This window comes from Lampropedia cohaerens (assembly GCF_001005215.1).
In the GTDB taxonomy this organism is placed as follows: domain Bacteria; phylum Pseudomonadota; class Gammaproteobacteria; order Burkholderiales; family Burkholderiaceae_C; genus Lampropedia; species Lampropedia cohaerens.
This window is the reverse complement of sequence record NZ_LBNQ01000008.1, coordinates 17,127-33,214: the sequence shown is the minus strand read 5'-3', so window position 1 is coordinate 33,214 and position 16,088 is coordinate 17,127. Positions and strand designations below refer to the sequence as shown.

15 protein-coding genes are annotated in these 16,088 nt (G+C 64.5%); 9 read left to right on the top strand and 6 right to left on the bottom strand.

The window, feature by feature from the left end:
- Nucleotides 1-102: 102 nt before the first annotated feature.
- A complete protein-coding gene (gene gatC / locus AAV94_RS00550) occupies nucleotides 103-411 on the bottom strand; it encodes an Asp-tRNA(Asn)/Glu-tRNA(Gln) amidotransferase subunit GatC (protein WP_046740381.1) in 309 nt (102 codons plus the stop codon).
- 331 nt (nucleotides 412-742) lie between these two features.
- Between gatC and AAV94_RS00545 the strand changes: the two genes are divergently transcribed.
- From AAV94_RS00545 to mrdA, 4 genes are all read left to right on the top strand, one after another.
- A complete protein-coding gene (locus AAV94_RS00545; RefSeq protein ID WP_046740380.1) occupies nucleotides 743-1,789 on the top strand; it encodes a rod shape-determining protein in 1,047 nt (348 codons plus the stop codon).
- A gap of 102 nt (nucleotides 1,790-1,891) precedes the next feature.
- Nucleotides 1,892-2,839, top strand: coding sequence for a rod shape-determining protein MreC (gene mreC, locus AAV94_RS00540; RefSeq protein ID WP_156167865.1), 948 nt, complete (start codon nucleotides 1,892-1,894; stop codon nucleotides 2,837-2,839).
- Entirely contained in the window at nucleotides 2,839-3,360 is a 522-nt protein-coding gene (gene mreD, locus AAV94_RS00535) for a rod shape-determining protein MreD (protein ID WP_046740378.1), read from the top strand. Before mreC ends, mreD begins: the two co-directional genes overlap by 1 nt.
- The gene (gene mrdA, locus AAV94_RS00530) at nucleotides 3,357-5,318 is read left to right on the top strand and encodes a penicillin-binding protein 2 (RefSeq protein WP_046740377.1); all 1,962 of its coding nucleotides are present in this window, start codon (nucleotides 3,357-3,359) and stop codon (nucleotides 5,316-5,318) included. The genes mreD and mrdA overlap by 4 nt, the downstream gene beginning before the upstream one ends.
- A 52-nt stretch (nucleotides 5,319-5,370) precedes the next feature.
- On the opposite strand, the gene AAV94_RS00525 is transcribed toward mrdA, so the two are convergent.
- Both AAV94_RS00525 and AAV94_RS00520 read right to left on the bottom strand, forming a co-directional pair.
- The gene (locus AAV94_RS00525; RefSeq protein WP_046740420.1) at nucleotides 5,371-6,495 is read right to left on the bottom strand and encodes an alpha-hydroxy acid oxidase; all 1,125 of its coding nucleotides are present in this window, start codon (nucleotides 6,493-6,495) and stop codon (nucleotides 5,371-5,373) included.
- An 11-nt stretch (nucleotides 6,496-6,506) separates the two neighbouring features.
- Entirely contained in the window at nucleotides 6,507-7,187 is a 681-nt protein-coding gene (locus AAV94_RS00520) for a Fe2+-dependent dioxygenase (protein WP_046740376.1), read from the bottom strand.
- Nucleotides 7,188-7,812: 625 nt separating this feature from the next.
- Between AAV94_RS00520 and AAV94_RS00515 the strand changes: the two genes are divergently transcribed.
- Together AAV94_RS00515 and AAV94_RS00510 are read left to right on the top strand one after the other, a co-directional pair.
- The gene (locus AAV94_RS00515) at nucleotides 7,813-8,061 is read left to right on the top strand and encodes a hypothetical protein (protein ID WP_156167863.1); all 249 of its coding nucleotides are present in this window, start codon (nucleotides 7,813-7,815) and stop codon (nucleotides 8,059-8,061) included.
- A 12-nt stretch (nucleotides 8,062-8,073) separates the two neighbouring features.
- Entirely contained in the window at nucleotides 8,074-10,098 is a 2,025-nt protein-coding gene (locus AAV94_RS00510) for a TonB-dependent receptor (RefSeq protein WP_084824652.1), read from the top strand.
- Nucleotides 10,099-10,188: 90 nt separating this feature from the next.
- On the opposite strand, the gene AAV94_RS00505 is transcribed toward AAV94_RS00510, so the two are convergent.
- Nucleotides 10,189-10,947, bottom strand: a complete 759-nt coding sequence (locus AAV94_RS00505; protein ID WP_046740419.1) for a sulfite exporter TauE/SafE family protein — start codon at nucleotides 10,945-10,947, stop codon at nucleotides 10,189-10,191.
- 381 nt (nucleotides 10,948-11,328) lie between these two features.
- Here AAV94_RS00505 and AAV94_RS00500 point away from each other — a divergent pair, with 381 nt between their 5' ends.
- Nucleotides 11,329-12,597 carry a branched-chain amino acid ABC transporter substrate-binding protein gene (locus AAV94_RS00500; protein WP_231731160.1) on the top strand — a complete coding sequence of 423 codons (1,269 nt, stop codon included), beginning with the start codon at nucleotides 11,329-11,331 and terminating at the stop codon, nucleotides 12,595-12,597.
- Between the two features lie 36 nt (nucleotides 12,598-12,633).
- Nucleotides 12,634-13,674, top strand: a complete 1,041-nt coding sequence (gene bioB, locus AAV94_RS00495; protein WP_046740372.1) for a biotin synthase BioB — start codon at nucleotides 12,634-12,636, stop codon at nucleotides 13,672-13,674.
- 7 nt (nucleotides 13,675-13,681) lie between these two features.
- On the opposite strand, the gene AAV94_RS00490 is transcribed toward bioB, so the two are convergent.
- Nucleotides 13,682-14,869 carry a vWA domain-containing protein gene (locus tag AAV94_RS00490; RefSeq protein WP_046740371.1) on the bottom strand — a complete coding sequence of 396 codons (1,188 nt, stop codon included), beginning with the start codon at nucleotides 14,867-14,869 and terminating at the stop codon, nucleotides 13,682-13,684.
- A 64-nt stretch (nucleotides 14,870-14,933) separates the two neighbouring features.
- Between AAV94_RS00490 and AAV94_RS00485 the strand changes: the two genes are divergently transcribed.
- Complete coding sequence (locus tag AAV94_RS00485; RefSeq protein ID WP_046740370.1) at nucleotides 14,934-15,491, top strand: hypothetical protein; 558 nt, start codon at nucleotides 14,934-14,936, stop codon at nucleotides 15,489-15,491.
- 2 nt (nucleotides 15,492-15,493) lie between these two features.
- Here the strand turns inward: AAV94_RS00485 and AAV94_RS00480 are convergent, their stop codons facing one another.
- Nucleotides 15,494-16,087: a GNAT family N-acetyltransferase gene (locus tag AAV94_RS00480; RefSeq protein WP_046740369.1), complete on the bottom strand. Its 594-nt coding sequence runs from the start codon at nucleotides 16,085-16,087 to the stop codon at nucleotides 15,494-15,496.
- Nucleotide 16,088 lies beyond the last annotated feature (1 nt).

Here is a 16,088-nt window from a genome sequence, read left to right as displayed (position 1 = left end):
GATTGCTGCGCGGACCTGTCCTGTCAGCAGAAAAATACGAAAGGGGAAAAACCATGCACCGGAGAACGACCGGATGCATTGGCAAGCGCTGCTGCGCAGCACTTATTCGATGACCTTGGGAACGAGAAAGAATCCTTCCTCGGCAGCAGGTGCGTTCTGCATGTTGGCTGCACGCCGCGCAAGGGCGTCGTCCGCGAGCGGCTCGTCGTCACGCAGGCGCAGGGCGATGTCCTGCACCGCGGAGACCGGGTGGAACAGCGGTTCGGTGGAGGATGTGTCCACCGCATCCATCTGTTCGACCAGAGCGAAGAAGCGGTTCATGGTTGCAAGCAGCGCCTGGCTTTCGGCAGGCTCGAAGCGCAGCTTGGCCAGAGCGGCTATGCGTTGGAAATCGTCAGCAGACAGGGACATGGCAGCAATGGGTAGTCGAAGACGCAACGACAATCGCTCGCGTTACGCTTTGTGTCTTGTACAGTAGAAGGATGGCCTGGAAAGCCACAGGGGATGCGGTATTATCTGTCCTTTACTGTCTACAGGTAGACAGACAGAGTTTTTGAAGGCCTGCTGGCTGCGCGGTGTGCCCGATGCGGCGCTTGGGTGCGAGCAGGTCAAGCGGGAATGCGGGTCTGGCCCGCACGCCAGCGGCAGTGCGTCGTGTGGGGTGCGGGCGATTGGCGTTCCCTGAATGGATTTGCGCAACCGGGCGACCATGCCAGTTGGCCCTGGGCAAAGGAATTTTTCAATGATCGGACCACTGCGTCGCTACTTTTCCACCGACCTGGCCATCGACCTCGGCACTGCCAACACCTTGATTTTTGCGCGCGGCAAAGGCGTGGTGCTGGATGAGCCCTCGGTGGTGGCCATTCGCCATGGGGCCGGCCCCAACGGCAAGAAGATCATCCAGGCCGTCGGGCATGAGGCCAAGGCCATGCTGGGCAAGGTGCCGGGCAACATCGAGGCCATCCGTCCGATGAAGGACGGCGTGATTGCCGATTTCGTCATCACCGAGCAGATGATCAAGCAGTTCATCCGCATGGTGCACCCGCGCTCAATGCTGGCGCCGCAGCCGCGCATCATCATCTGCGTGCCGTGTGGCTCCACGCCGGTGGAGCGCCGCGCGATCAAGGATGCCGCGCTCAAGGCCGGCGCCAGCAAGGTCTACCTGATCGAGGAGCCGATGGCCGCTGGCATCGGCGCCGGGCTGCCGGTATCCGAGGCGCGCGGCTCGATGGTCGTGGATATCGGCGGCGGCACCACCGAGGTCGGTGTGATCTCGCTGGGTGGTATGGTCTACAAGGGCAGCGTGCGCGTTGGAGGCGACAAGTTCGACGAGTCCATCGTCAACTACATCCGCCGCAACTACGGCATGCTGATCGGAGAGCAGACTGCCGAGGCCATCAAGAAGAACATCGGTTCGGCCTTTCCGGGTGGGCAGGTGCTGGAGATGGAGGTCAAGGGCCGCAATCTCAGCGAGGGCGTGCCGCGCAGCTTCACGATCTCCAGCAACGAGGTGCTGGAGGCGCTGACCGAGCCGCTCAACCAGATCGTGTCCTCCGTCAAGACGGCGCTGGAGCAGACGCCGCCGGAACTGGGGGCCGACATCGCCGAGCGCGGCATGATGCTGACCGGCGGTGGGGCGCTGCTGCGGGATCTGGACCGTCTGCTGGCCGAGGAAACGGGTCTGCCGGTGCTGGTCGCCGAGGAGCCGCTGGCCTGCGTGGTGCGCGGCTGCGGCATGGCGCTGGACCGGCTCGATGACCTGGCCAGTATCTTTACCGACGAGGGGTGATTACCGTGTCCGCGCGGGACGCCGAGGTGACGCGCGCGCATGCTTGGTGCGCGCGCCAGCCGTGGGCCAGCCTGCGCCAGCGCATGCCTCATTGCCCGTCCGATGTTTGAGCGCAGGACCCCGAATATCTTCGCCAAGGGCCCGGCGCCCTTGTCTCGCCTGCTGGTGTACGGGGCGCTGGCCATTTTGCTGATGGTGCTCGACGGGCGCTTTGAGCTCATGGGGCCGCTGCGACAAGTGGTGGCAACGGCGACGTATCCGCTGCAGTGGCTGGTGTTTCAACCGGTGCGGGCCTGGCAGGCCGCGAGCGCGTACACGCAGGACCTGCAGACGGCCCAGCGTGCGGCGCAGCAGGCCCGGCGCGAGGCGATTGCGCTGGCTGAGCGGGTCAGTCATGTCGACTATTTGGAACGTGAGAACGAGCGTCTGCGGGGCCTGCTGGAGCTGCGCGCGCGCGTGCCAACGCGCGCACTGACGGCGGAGGTCTCCTTCGAGGCACCTGATCCGTTCACCAATCGCCTCGTGATTGACAAGGGCCGCATCGCCGGTGTACGCGAGGGTGCTCCAGTGCTGGATGCGCAGGGCGTGCTTGGCCAGGTTACGCAGGTCTACCCCTTCACCAGCGAAGTGCGCGTGGTGTCTGACCGGGATTTGGTGGTGCCAGTGATGAATCTGCGCACCGGCCTGCGCATGGTGGCGTTTGGCCAGACCGCGGCGCGACCGGAAGCCGGCATGGAAGTGCGCTACGTGCCAACCGGCTCGGACGTGCAGGAAGGCGACATGCTGGTGACCAGCGGCATCGATGGCTACTATCCGCCCGGTCTGCCGGTGGCCACGGTGCGCTTTGTCGAGGCGCATAACGACACGCCGTTCCTGCGCATCTTTGCCGAGCCGGTGGCCCAGACCCACAGCGCCCGCTATGTCATGGTGCTGGAGCCGGTTGGTCTGCAGGGGCAGGCCGGACCTGAGCTGCCGGAGTCGGGAGGCGGTGGTGTGGTGCAGTCTCGCGACGCAGCGCCTGATGCCGTCGCGACCGAGGAGACGCCCTGATGCCGATGCCGCCGAGCGAACAAATCCTGCGCCCAGCACGCCAGCGCTTCATCGTCCTGTCGCTGCTGCTGGCGTTCTGCCTGCAGATCGTGCCACTGGGGCAGCTGCCCTGGCGACCGGATGTGTTGCTGTTGGTACTGGTGTTCTGGGGCCTGCACCAGCCGCAGCGCATCGGCATTGGCACGGCCTTTGCGCTGGGCGTGGCGATGGATGTGCAGGCTGCCAGTCTGCTGGGCCAACATGCGCTGGCGTATGCCGTGGTCGTTACCTGGGTGCAGTCGATGGCCAACCGGCTGCTGTGGTATCCCAGTGGCATACAGCAGGCGGTGTTGCTGCTGGTGCCCTTCGTGCTGGCAACGCTGTTGCAGATGGCCGTGGGCTGGGCCGCCAGCCACAGTGTGCCGCCGCTGCCCATGCTACTTGCGCCGCTGGCACAAGCACTGTTGTGGCCGCTGACGCGTCACCTTCTGCTGGCGCCGCAGCTGAGCGCGCCAACGGAGCGTGAACGCAGACGCCTATGACGGAGCTTGAACAGGAACGGCATGGCAGCGATCGCTTTCTGGTGCGGCTGCTGTTCATGGCACTGGTGGTGCTGACCGGGCTGACATTGCTGGGCCTGCGCGCCTATTACCTGCAGGTGGTGCGGCACGACGAGTTTCTCGAGCGTGCCGAGAGCAATCGCACGGCGGTCGTGCCCATCGTGCCGTACCGGGGCAACATCGTTGACCGCAACGGCGTGCTGCTGGCGGCGAATTACTCCTCCTATACGCTGGAGATTGCGCCTGCGCGTGTGCGCGATCTTGAGGCAACCATCAACGAACTGGCGCAGATCGTCGACATTCAGCCGATCCACCGGCGCCGCTTCGAGCGCCTGCGCAGCGAATCGGGCCGTTATGCCACGTTGCCGCTGCGCACGCGGCTGACCGACGAGGAGGTGGCGCGCTTTGCCGCGCAGAGCTGGCGCTTTCCCGGCGTGCAGGTGGCCGCGCGGCTGTTTCGTACCTACCCGATGGGCAGTACGGCCAGCCATGTGATCGGCTACATTGGCCGCATCAACCAGCGCGACCAGGAGCGTATCGAGGAACAGGGGGAGGAGGCGAACTATCGCGGCTCCACGCACATCGGCAAGGCGGGCATCGAGGCCAGCTACGAGCGCGACCTGCACGGCATCACCGGGGTGGAGCAGCTTGAGCGCTCCTCGGCCGGGCGCCCCATTCGCGTGCTGGATACGGCGCCGGCGCGCAGCGGGGACTCCGTGGTGCTGTCGTTGGACATCAAGCTGCAGCAGTTGGTCGAGCGGCTCTTTGGCGAGCGCCGTGGCGCGCTGGTGGCCATTGATCCCCGCAACGGCGAGGTACTGGCCATGGTCAGCATGCCGACCTACGACCCCAACCTGTTCGTGGAGGGAATCGACCACGAGAACTGGCGCGCGCTCAACGAATCCCCGGACCGGCCGCTGTTCAACCGCGCCCTGCGCGGCACCTACCCACCGGGCTCTACCTACAAGCCGTTCATGGCGCTGGCGGCGCTGGAGACCGGCGCGCGCGATGCCGACACCGTCATCCATGACCCTGGGGTGTGGACCCTGGCGGGCCACAACTACCGTGGTGCCGCAGTCGGGTCGGTCGACATGCGCCGGGCCATCGCGCGCTCCAGCAACGCCTATTTCTACTCCCTGGCCTACGAGATGGGGGTGGACCAGGTGCACGACTTCATGGCGCCGCTCGGCTTCGGGCAGGTCACCGGCATCGACCTGAATGGAGAGGCACGTGGCGTGCTGCCCAACCGGGAATGGAAGCGCCGTGCATTCAGTGATCCGCGCCAGCGTCACTGGATTCCGGGGGACACGCCCTCACTGGGCATCGGCCAGGGCTACAACAGCTTCACGATCCTGCAGCTGGCCCATGCCACCGCGACGCTGGCCAGCGGCGGCATTCGCCATCGGCCCCACCTGGCGCGCGCGCGCATCGATCCATTGAGCAGTGACATGCATCTGCTGCAGCCGACGCCTGGCGACGACCTGGGCTTCGATCCTGAGCACTTGCGCGTTGTCTATGACGGCATGCAGGGCGTGGTGCTGGAAGGCACGGCACGGCGCGCTTTTGCGGGCGCGCCGTACACTACGGCCGGCAAGACCGGCACCGCCCAGGCCTCGACGGTGGCCCAGAATGCGCGCTACGACGCTGCCAAGCTTGCCGAGCGCCAGCGCGACCATTCGCTGTTCATCGGCTTCGCACCGGTGGAGGCGCCGCGCATTGCCGTGGCTGTCATTGTCGAGAACGCGGGCTTCGGCGGCGCGCATGCCGCGCCCATTGCGCGTCGCGTGATGGACTATTGGCTCGCTGGCATCTATCCCAGTGAGGAGGACATCGCGGCCGTGCAGCAAAGCCGCGCCGCGGCGCCGATTGGCGTGCCGCGCCGCGTGGAGGACATCGCTTTGCCCAGTGCCACGGTGCCTCTGCCAGAAGCAGGTCAGTAACAACAGGCCTGCATTGAAACGGTGGTGCGACTGCGGTCAGCAGGCTACGCGGCTATTCAGGTGGCCACAGCACGCTGCGGTCAATGACTGCGATGCGGGTGCAGCCCAGTTGCGCCATCGCCAGCTCCAGCTCGGCGCGTAGCAGATGCAGCATGTGCGCCACGCCGAGCAGGCCGGCCACCGCCAGGGCGTGCAGCTGCGGCCTGCCGACCAGTACCGCCGATGCGCCGAGCGCCAAGGCTTTGACGATGTCGGTGCCGCTGCGGATGCCGCCATCGAGCAGTAGCGGCACCCGGCCCGCAACGGTTTCGGCGACGCGCGGCAATATGTCAATGGCCGCGGGCAGGCCATCCAGCACGCGCCCGCCATGGTTGGAGACGATCAGTGCATCGGCGCCCAACTCCACCGCCCGCATGGCATCGCGGGGCGAGACCACGCCCTTGACGATCAGCGGCAGCGTGCACTGCTGGCGCAGCCAGGCAATGTCCTCCCAGGTCGGAGCACTCTCCACCAGCGGGGTGCCAAACAGGATCGGCCCTGCCAGGCCTTGCGGGCGCTGCGCCAGGCTGGGAAAGGATTGGATGTTGACGGCCTCAACGCCCGGTGGCAGCGCAAAGCGGGCGCGCTTGACGGTGGCATCAATGGTCACGACCAATGCCTGGTAGCCGGCGGCTTCGGCGCGCCGCACCAGCTCCAGGCTGTGGCTGCGCTTGGGCTGCAGATATAGCTGGAACCACAGCGGCGCTTGGTCGTGGCGCAATTCGGCGGCCGCTGCACGGGCGCTGCGCGCGATGTCCTCCAGCGTCTGGCTGGCCAGTGTGCTGACGACCATGCCGGTTTGCATGGCGGCAGCCGCACGCGCGGTCTCGCACTCTCCGCCGGGATGCACCAGGCGATGGTAGGCGACCGGGGCCAGCAGAACAGGGGCCGCGTGGCGCTGGCCCAGCAGTGTGGTGTGCGTCGTCGCGCCCTGCAGGCAGGCCAGCGCGCGGGGCTCAAGCAGCAGGCGCTCGAACGCCAGGCGGTTCTGGCGCAGGGTGCATTCCTGCCCCGCGCCGGAGGCGATATGGCGCCAGGTGGCTTCGGGCATGTGCGCCACGGCGCGGCGCTCGTAATCGGCCAGGCTGGTCAGGTCGGCTGGAATCGTCGTCAGTGGCGGCTCGGCAGTGTGCGGCATGGCAGTCGCCATCAGGTCGTGGACCACAGCCGCAGCAGGTTGTGATAGACACCGGTCAGCTGGCTGATCGAAGGGTGCTCCGGGTGATCGGCCGTGAGGCGCTGGATGGCCGTGTCCAGCTCGAACAGGGTGCGCCGTTGCACATCCAGTGCGACCAGGCTCTGCGTCCAGAAAAACGATGCATAGCGCACGCCGCGGGTAACCGGATTGACCCGGTGCAGGCTGGTGCCTGGATACACCACCATGTGCCCGGCAGGCAGCTTGATGCTGTGCACGCCATAGGTGTCCTCGATGACGAGTTCGCCGCCGTCATAACTGTCCGGATCGCTCAGGAACAGCGTGCTGGAAATGTCGGTGCGCACGCGTGCGCCATTGCCGGGGATGGTGAAGATGGCGTTGTCAATGTGATTGCCGTAGGTGCCGCCACCGGCATAACGGTTAAAGCGCGGCGGCAGCACCCGTGCTGGCAGCGCCGCGGAGATGAACAGCGGGTTCTGCCCGAGGCGGGCGAGGATCTGCTCGCCAAGCTGTATGGCGATCGGGTCATCCAGCGCCAGCTGCTCGTTGCGCTTGACACTTTGAGCGAGGTGGCCTGCAGTCTGGCGACCGTCCCGCCATTGCGCCCGTTCCAGCGTTTCGCGCAACTGGCGCGCTTCTTCGGGGCTGAACAGTTGGGGGATTTGAAGCAGCATGGCAATGGATCAGTGAGGTGAACGGTACCTGGGCCCGGTACCTGGGCCGATTGTGCGCCCTTGCCGTGTGTCACAAAAAGCAGGCCGCGCGCTTAGCGGCACCCTCCTGAGAACAGGTTTTCGCAGAAAAGTGTTGCTTTTTTGCATTTAATCTATTTGAAAATCATTTGCATTTTATATGCCTGACTGTCTACACTCGCGTCCCGCACCAGAATGATCGGGAAAGCATCCGCAGCACTGCCATGCGCGTGATACCGCCGGGTTCAATGGTGTTCATGTGCCGTCAGCATCTGCAGTGTTTCCGTGACTCGACTGGTGTGTAAAAGATGGGTACGTGGGCTTGTCTGGCCCCGCCCGAGCGCAGGTTGCGTTGAAACCGGCGTTCATACAAGGTCGTAGCCTTTCTCCTGAATCTGCCGCCGCGCTGGCATTTGACAATGATTGCTTCTCATTGCGATCAAAGCCGGTTGCTTGTGTTGCTACACCTTCACGCGTTGACGTAGTGACCCGTCATGGCGTTTGGCTTCGCGCTCCCTGCTTGTTCAAGTCATGGAGTAGTACCTTGGAGCATTCAGTCATTTCGACGATTTCGCCCGCAGCAGCATCAGGCAATGATCTGTCCGCCGTGTCCCCAGTGCGCGCGGCTACCACGGCCGTGGCATCGCTGGGGCTGCTGACACTGGGCTTTGGCCTCAATACCGGCTATGCACAAACGGCCGATGAATCCGCGCAGCGGCTGGCGCCGGTGGTCATCACCGGCGAGGCCGAAGGGCAGTACCAGACCAAGCGCGCATCCTCGCCGCAGTTCAACGCGCCACTGCGTGACGTGCCGCAAAGTGTCACGGTCATTCCTGCAGAGCTGATCCGTGAGTAGAACGCGCAAACGCTGGAGGACGTGCTGGCCAACTCGCCCGGCATCACCTTCAATTCCGGCGAGGGTGCAGGCGGGGTCGGTGATGGCATCAACATCCGCGGCTTCAATTCCGGCGAGTACGGCGGCAGCAACGTGTTCCGTGACGGCGTGCGCGAGTCGGCCTATTACACCCGCTCGGAGATGTTCAACGTCGAGCAGGTGGAGGTGGTCAAGGGCTCCAGCGCCTCGGTCTGGGGTGCGGGACTGATCGGCGGCGGCATCAACCTGGTGACCAAGACGCCGTTCATGGCCAACCGCCGGGAGGTCAACCTGGGCCTTGGCACATCCGACTTCCGCCGCGCCACAGTGGACCTGAACCAGATTGTCGATGAGGAGCGTGGCATTGCCGTGCGCCTGAACGCCGTGGCGCACCGCTCCGGGGTGGACGGGCGCGACGAGATTCTGCGCAAGCGCTGGGGCATTGCGCCGTCCATCGCCTATGGCCTGGGCACACCCACGCGCCTGACGCTGAGCTACGAACACCTCAACGATGACGGTAACTACGACTACGGCATTCCCACGCTGCACGATGGCAAGAACCCGCGTCAAAGTGGTGGCCGGCCCAGCCCCTATCCGGGCGTGAAGTGGAGCGGCTACTTCGGCTACGACAACCTGGACAAGGAAGACAACAAGATCGACCGGCTGAACTTCAAGGCCGAGCACAACTTCAACGAGCGCGTTACGCTGGTCAACCAGTTGTCGCTGGCGCAGATGGATCGCGACTATGTGGTCACCACGCCCGGCGGCGATCAGGTGACTAACCAGGGCCCGGTGCTGCGGCGCCTGACCGGCATTGCCCGCCATACCGAGAACAAGACCATCAGCAACCAGACCAATCTGTTGCTGAACTTTGAGACGGGTTCCGTGGGGCACGACATGGTGGTCGGTGCGGAGTTCACCCGTGAGAAGCTGGACTTGATGCAAGGCGGCCTGAAGTTCGGCAACCAGGGCAACAACCATGTCATTGATCCTGCCAACCCTCCAAAGGATTTCGTGGGTGACACCAGCGTGTACTACACCTCCAGCCAGAGCACGCGCGCGACGTCGAAAGCGCTGTACGTTCTCGATACGCTGAGATTCAACGAGCAGTGGCAGACGCAGATTGCCCTTCGCCATGACTGGTGGGACGTCAAGCAGACGCACAACGCTTCACGCGGCGGCTACACCAGCGGCACGCCGGGCGACAAGCCGTGGGCCGATGGTGCTCTTGGCCGCGACAGCCAGAACCTGTTCACTGGCCGCGTTGGCCTGATCTACAAGCCAGCACAGAACGGCACGATTTACGCAACGTACGCCAATGCGCGCCAGCCCACCTCCATCCAGGCTGCGACCAGCGGTGGTGCGGGCGATGTCAACCCCGTGGTCAAGGGCGACACGGTTGAGCTGGGCACCAAATGGGATCTGTTCGATGAGCGTCTGTCCCTGACGGCTGCGATCTACCGCACGACCCAGGACAAGCCCGAGTATGTCAACGAGGAATTGCAGGACGAGCTGTACCGTTACAAGCAGCGCGTTACCGGCCTGGAACTGGGTGCTGCGGGCAACATCACGCCGCAGTGGTCCGTGTTTGCCGGCTACAGCTACATGGACAGCGAAATCACCGATTCCGACAAGCCAGCAGGCAATCTGAACAACGGCAACCTCAACGGTGACGAGGCAGGCATTGCCATGCGCAACACGCCCAAGCATGCCGCCAGCCTGTGGACGTCGTACCGCGTTACGCCGCAACTGAACGTCAGCTATGGCCTGCGGTACGTGGGCTCGCGCTACATCGCGCTGGGCCGCGGTGCCGGCATGACCAGCCAGTACCGGGTGGATGTGCCGTCCTACACGGTGCACAACATGATGCTGAGCTACCAGGTCAGCGATGCGCTGGGCGTGCAGCTCAACATCAACAACCTGTTCGACAAGAAGTACTGGCGCCAGTACAACGGCCACGGCTTCGGTGTACCGGGTGCGGGCCGGGGCGCACAACTGCTGGCGACCTACCAGTTCTGACGGAATCCAAGTAGCAGCACTGCATGGTGCTGCTGGCAATGGGCCATGACTCCGGCGTTTTGCCGGGGCCATTTTTCTTACTCTGTCCGTTCAGGCCAGAAACGCATCCCATGCCGAGCGCATGATCAGCAGGCTGACGACCGCCACGAAGATCCAGCGCACGAAACCGGAGCCGTGCTTCAGCGCCATGTGCGTGCCCAGCACGCTGCCGACGATGTTGGCAACCGCCAGCGGAATGGCCAGATGCCACCATACATGGCCCTTGACGCCCAGCAGCAGCAGTGCCGCCAGATTCGTCGCCAGGTTCAGCAGCTTGGCATGGGCCGAAGCGTTGAGGAAATCGAATCCCAGCAGGCGCACGAATGCAAAGACGAGGAAGCTGCCGGTGCCGGGGCCGAAGAAGCCGTCATAAAACCCGATCAGTAGCCCGATCAGCACGGCCAGCACGGCCTCGCGTACAGCGCTGGTGAGCGGGTGGTGGTGGCGCCCCAACTCCTTCTTCATCAGCGTGTAGACCAGCACACCAGCCAGGATGAACGGCAACGCCTTGCGCAAAAAGTCGGCCGATATCACGGTGATGGCCCAGGCACCGAGCATGGCGCCGGCAAAGGCCGCCGCGATGGCTGGCGCGATGGTGGCCCAGCGAAACTGCACGGTGCGGGCGAACTTCCACGCCGAAAACGCGGTGCCCCACATCGAGCCGGACTTATTGGTCCCAAACAGTGTGGCCGGCGCCGCGCTGGGATAGACGGCGAACAGTGCAGGCACCAGCACCAGACCTCCGCCGCCGACGATGGCATCGACAAAACCGGCAAACAGCGACGCGACAGTAACAATGAGCCATTCCATGGTGGGCGCCATTATGCGCGCGGGCGTGCGCGTGGGAGGCGTGTGCCAGGCGAGATCGCGCGGTGGCTCCCGCAGGCTCCGTTGTGCGTGCAATCCCGAAAGATGGCAACAGATCGCTACCAATACGTTGCTGTAGGTGAGATGATGGTGGTTTTGTTGAAAATTTTGTTAAAAACAGACTTCTTTTCTTAATTTGTCAGTAAATTGCCTAAATTTGTCTGCATAAATGCACATCGCTGTTTCATGAATAAGCGAATCTGCCCAAAGATAATGGGTGTGGCGAATGGCTTTTGCCACGCGAAAAGATTGCGAATTCGCACAACAGGAGGTTTCGTGTACCCAATGCTTCGCTTCCGCCCAGTCCTTTTGGCTCGCGCGGTAATGCGGCGGCTGACGGCGGCTGCGCTATGTCTGGCTGCCTTCGCGCACGCTGCTGACGCAGCGGCACCACAGTCGCCCATCCGCCTGGCGCTGGTTGAAAGCCTGTCCGGGCCTTTTGCGAACACCGGGGAGGCGGTGTTTCGCAATCTGCTGTGGGCGATCGAGCGCGTCAACGCACGAGGAGGGGTGCAGTTGCCTGCGGCCGAAGGCGGGCCGCGTCCATTGCAACTGGACCGCTATGACAGCAAGGGCCAGAGCGAGGAGGCGCTGGCGGCACTGCAGTCCGCGCGCGACAGCGGCGCGCAGTATGTGCTGCAGGGCAATTCGTCGGCGGTGGCCGAGGCATTGCTGCATGCCATCAACCTCAACAACCAGCGCATGCCTGAGCAGCGCATGCTGTTTCTGAACTACTCGGCCGTTGATCCCGCACTGACCAACGAGAAGTGCAGCTTCTGGCACTTCCGATTCGATGCGCATGCCGACATGCGCATGCGCGCGCTGATGGATGTGCTGCAGCAGGATGCCTCCATCAAGAAGGTCTACCTGTTCGGGCAGGACTACAGCTTCGGCCATGCCGTGCTGCGCGAGGCGCGCCGCCAGCTGGCCGAGCGCCGGCCCGACATCGAGATCGTCGCCGAGGAGTACCACCCCATAGGCCGCATCCGCGACTTCGTGCCCTATGGCGTGAAGATCAAGGCCAGCGGCGCGGATGCGGTCATCACCGGCAACTGGGGCAATGACCTGACGCTGTTCGTGCGCGCGGCTGCGGAGGTTGGCTTCCAGGGCCGCTTCTACACCTTCTATGGCAACGCGCTGGGCGCGCCAGCAGCCATGGGCGATGCCGGTGTCGGCAAGGTGATCGCCGTGGCCGACTGGCTGCCCAACTACCCCGCGCCCGAGAGCCGGGCGTTCTACCAGGCCTTTCGCGCGCGCTTTCCCGACCCGGCCGACGACTATGTGCACATGCGCATGCAGCTGATGATCGAGGCACTGGCGGCGGCGATGGAAAAGGCTGGCAGCACCGATCCCGTGAAGGTCGCCTATGCGCTGGAAGGCCTGCAGGTGGAGCTGGCCGGGCAGCGCGGCACCATGCGGGCGGCCGATCACCAGTTCCAGCAGTCGCTGCTGGTGGGGCGCATGCAGAAGGCCGGCAGCGAGGCGGTGCCGTTTGACGTGGAGGGTTCGGGCTATGGCTTCGAGGTGATTCGCGCCCTCACGCCCGAACAGGCCGAGATGCCGCATCGCTGCAGCATGCGCCGCCCTGGTTGAGTGCCTGTCATTTCACAATCAACGCGCTCATCCCTGATGCAAGCTGAATCTTTGCCGCAAGGCGCACCAACAAGCCAACAGCCGGTGGTGCTGCACCGCCCGGTTGGTCGTTCGCCGCAACAGCCTGCCGCGCCGCGCTGGTCGGTGCAGCAGATCCAGGCGCTGCTCGACATGCCCTTTCTGGACTTGCTCTACCAGGCGCAGACCGTGCACCGCCAGCACTGGCCGGCCAACGACATGGAGCTTGCCACGCTGCTGTCGGTCAAGACCGGCGGCTGTCCGGAAAACTGCGGCTACTGCCCGCAATCGGCCGCCTACGACACGGGGGTGAAAGCGCAGAAACTGCTGCCTGTGGAGGAGGTACTGGCCCACGCCCGTGCGGCGCGCGATGCGGGGGCCACGCGCTTTTGCATGGGCGCAGCCTGGCGCGCGCCCAAGGACCGCGACATCGAGAAAGTCAGCGCGCTGGTGGCGGCCGTCAAGGCCCTGGGCCTGCAGACCTGTGCCACGCTGGGCATGCTGCAGCCGCATCAGGCCGTGGCGCTGCGCGATGCGGGGCTGGACTTCTATAACCACAACCTCGACACCGCGCCCGAGTACTACCGCAGCGTGGTGGACACGCGCCAGTACCAGGAACGGCTCGATACCCTGCAGGCGGTGCGCGATGCCGGCATCAGCGTCTGCTGCGGCGGCATCATCGGCATGGGCGAGGAGCCGGTGCACCGCGCCGGCCTGATTGCCCAGCTGGCCAATCTCGACCCTTACCCTGAGTCCGTGCCGATCAACAGCCTGGTTCCGGTGCCGGGCACGCCAATGGCCGACGCCAAGCCGGTGGACCCGCTGGATTTCGTGCGCATCATCGCCGTGGCGCGCATCACCATGCCCAGGGCGCGGGTGCGGCTCTCGGCCGGTCGCCAGCAGCTGGGCGAGGCCGTGCAGGCGCTGTGCTTCCTGGCCGGCGCCAACTCAATCTTCTATGGCGAAAAGCTGCTGGTGACGGGCAACCCCGACGCCGATGCCGATGCGCGGCTGCTGGCCAAGCTGGGCTTTGACGTGCCACGCGCAACCGCTGCGTAGCCCGCAATCATTTGGACAGCAGCCGCATCGTCTGCTCCAGGCCCTGCAGCGTCAGCGGGAACATGCGCCCGCCCACCATCTGCTGGATCAGCGCAATGCTCTGCCGGTAGCCCCAGGCGCCCTGCGGCTCGGGGTTGATCCAGGCATGGTGCGGGAAGGCATGGGTCAGCCGCTGCAGCCACTCGGCGCCAGCCTCGGCGTTGTTGTATTCGACGCTGCCGCCCGGCTGCAGGATCTCGTAGGGGCTCATGGTGGCGTCGCCCACGAAGATCAGCTTGTAGTCCCGGTTGTACTTGCGGATCACATCCCAGGTGTCGATCTTCTCGGCAAAGCGGCGCCGGTTGTTCTTCCACACGAAGTCGTAGACGCAGTTGTGGAAGTAGTAGAACTCCAGGTGTTTGAACTCGCTCTTGACGGCTGAAAACAGCTCTTCGACGCGCTGGATGTGCTCGTCCATGGTGCCGCCCACGTCCATCAGCAGCAGCACCTTCACGCTGTTGTGGCGCTCGGGCACCATCTTGATGTCGAGATAGCCGGCATTGGCGGCGGTGGACTGGATGGTGCCTTCCAGGTCCAGCTCCAACTCGGAACTGGTGCGCGCGAACTTGCGCAGCCGGCGCAGTGCAACCTTGATGGCGCGGGTTCCGAGTTCCTGCGTGTCGTCATAGTCGCGGTACAGGCGCGCATCCCAGACCTTGACGGCGCTCTTGTTGCCGCCCCTGCCGCCAATGCGGATGCCGCGCGGGTTGTAGCCGCCATGCCCGAAGGGCGAGGTGCCGCCGGTGCCGATCCATTTGCTGCCCCCTTCGTGGCGCTCCTGCTGCTCCTGCAGGCGCTTTCTGAAGGTTTCCATCAGCGCGTCCCAGTCCATGGCTTCGAGCGCGGCTTTCTGCTCCGGCGTCAGTTCCTTTTCCAGCAGTTGCTTCAGCCAGTCCTCGGGGATCTCCTTGCTGTAGTCGGCCAGCAGTGCCACGCCCTTGAAGTAGGCGGAAAAAGCGCGGTCGAACCGGTCGTAGTGCTTTTCGTCCTTGACCAGGATGGTGCGGCTGAGGTGGTAGAAATCTTCCATGCTGGTCGCCTCCGGAGCCTTCGGCCCGATCACACCCTTGTCCAGCGCTTCCAACAACGCCAGGTATTCCTTGACCGAAACCGGCAGCTTGCACGCGCGCAGCGTATAAAAGAAGTCGATCAACATGATGTGTAACCATCCTTTAACAACCCGCGACTAGAGTGCTGCAGTTTGAAGATGCTGCTACCTCATGTCCATCGAGAAAACCGCCAAGGGCCGCCTGGCGCTGGAATCCAGAGTTCGCATGGCGCCGCGCGCAAGGCAACTGCTGTTGCTGTGTGATGGCCGGCGCACTCTGGCGGAACTCACGGCGATCTTCGGTACGGGAACCGAACAGGCCCTGCTGCAGCTGCAAGCTGCAGGTCTGCTGCGTGGCGTCGATCAACCGGCCGCCGCAGTGCGGGAAAGCGGCGCTATGCCGCCGCGTGCGCGCACCCGAAGTCTGGCGGCCTGCAAGGTTTACGCGGTGGACATTTTGCAGCTGCAGCAGGATGCCGCGGCCAGCCACCTGGTGGGGCAGTTGCGCCAGTGCGAGCAGCCGCAGCCGATTCTGGAGCTGGTGCTGGTCGCGCTGCACCTGATTCTCGAACGCTCCGGCGAGCGCTATGCCGAGCGCGTGGCCGGGCGTATCTTCGAGATCGTGCCGGATGCGCATCTGGGCCGTTTTGTCGAGCTGGCGGAAGGCACGCGTGTGCCCGTGCTGCAGCTGCTGGCGCAGCGTTATCGGCGCTGCCTGATGCCGGCGTGAGTTCATGCTTTGCGTCGTAGTGCGTCCTGCAGGAAGGCACGGGTCTGGGGCCATTCGAACGCCGTCAGGCTGTACATCACGGTATCGCGAATGGTGCCATCGCGCCGCAGCGCATGGCCGCGAATGATGCCGTCCCTTTTCGCGCCCAGGCGCTCAATGGCACGTTGGCTGGCGTAGTTGAAATTGTCGGTGCGCCAGCCCACGACGAGGCACTGCAGAGTCTCGAAGGCGTGTTCAAGCATGAGCAGCTTGCAGGTCGTGTTGACATGGGTGCGTTGCGCACTGGCCGCGTACCAGGTGTAACCAATCTCGACGCGCCGCACGGCTGGCAGGATGTCGTGGTAGCTGGTCGTGCCCAGCACGTTGCCGTTGCGCTGATCAATGACCGCGAAGGCGAAGCGATGGCCCTGTTCGCGCGCAAGCAGGGCGGCCTCGATGTAGGCGAGGGTGTTCTCCGGCTCGGGCACGGAGGTGACGCGCAGCTGCCACAGCTGGCCGTCGGCGGCTGCAGCGCGCAGGCCTTGTTCGTGGGAGCGTTCCAGCGGTTCCAGCCGTACGCCGTGACGGCAAAGGGTGACGGGATGTACGAAAGCCATG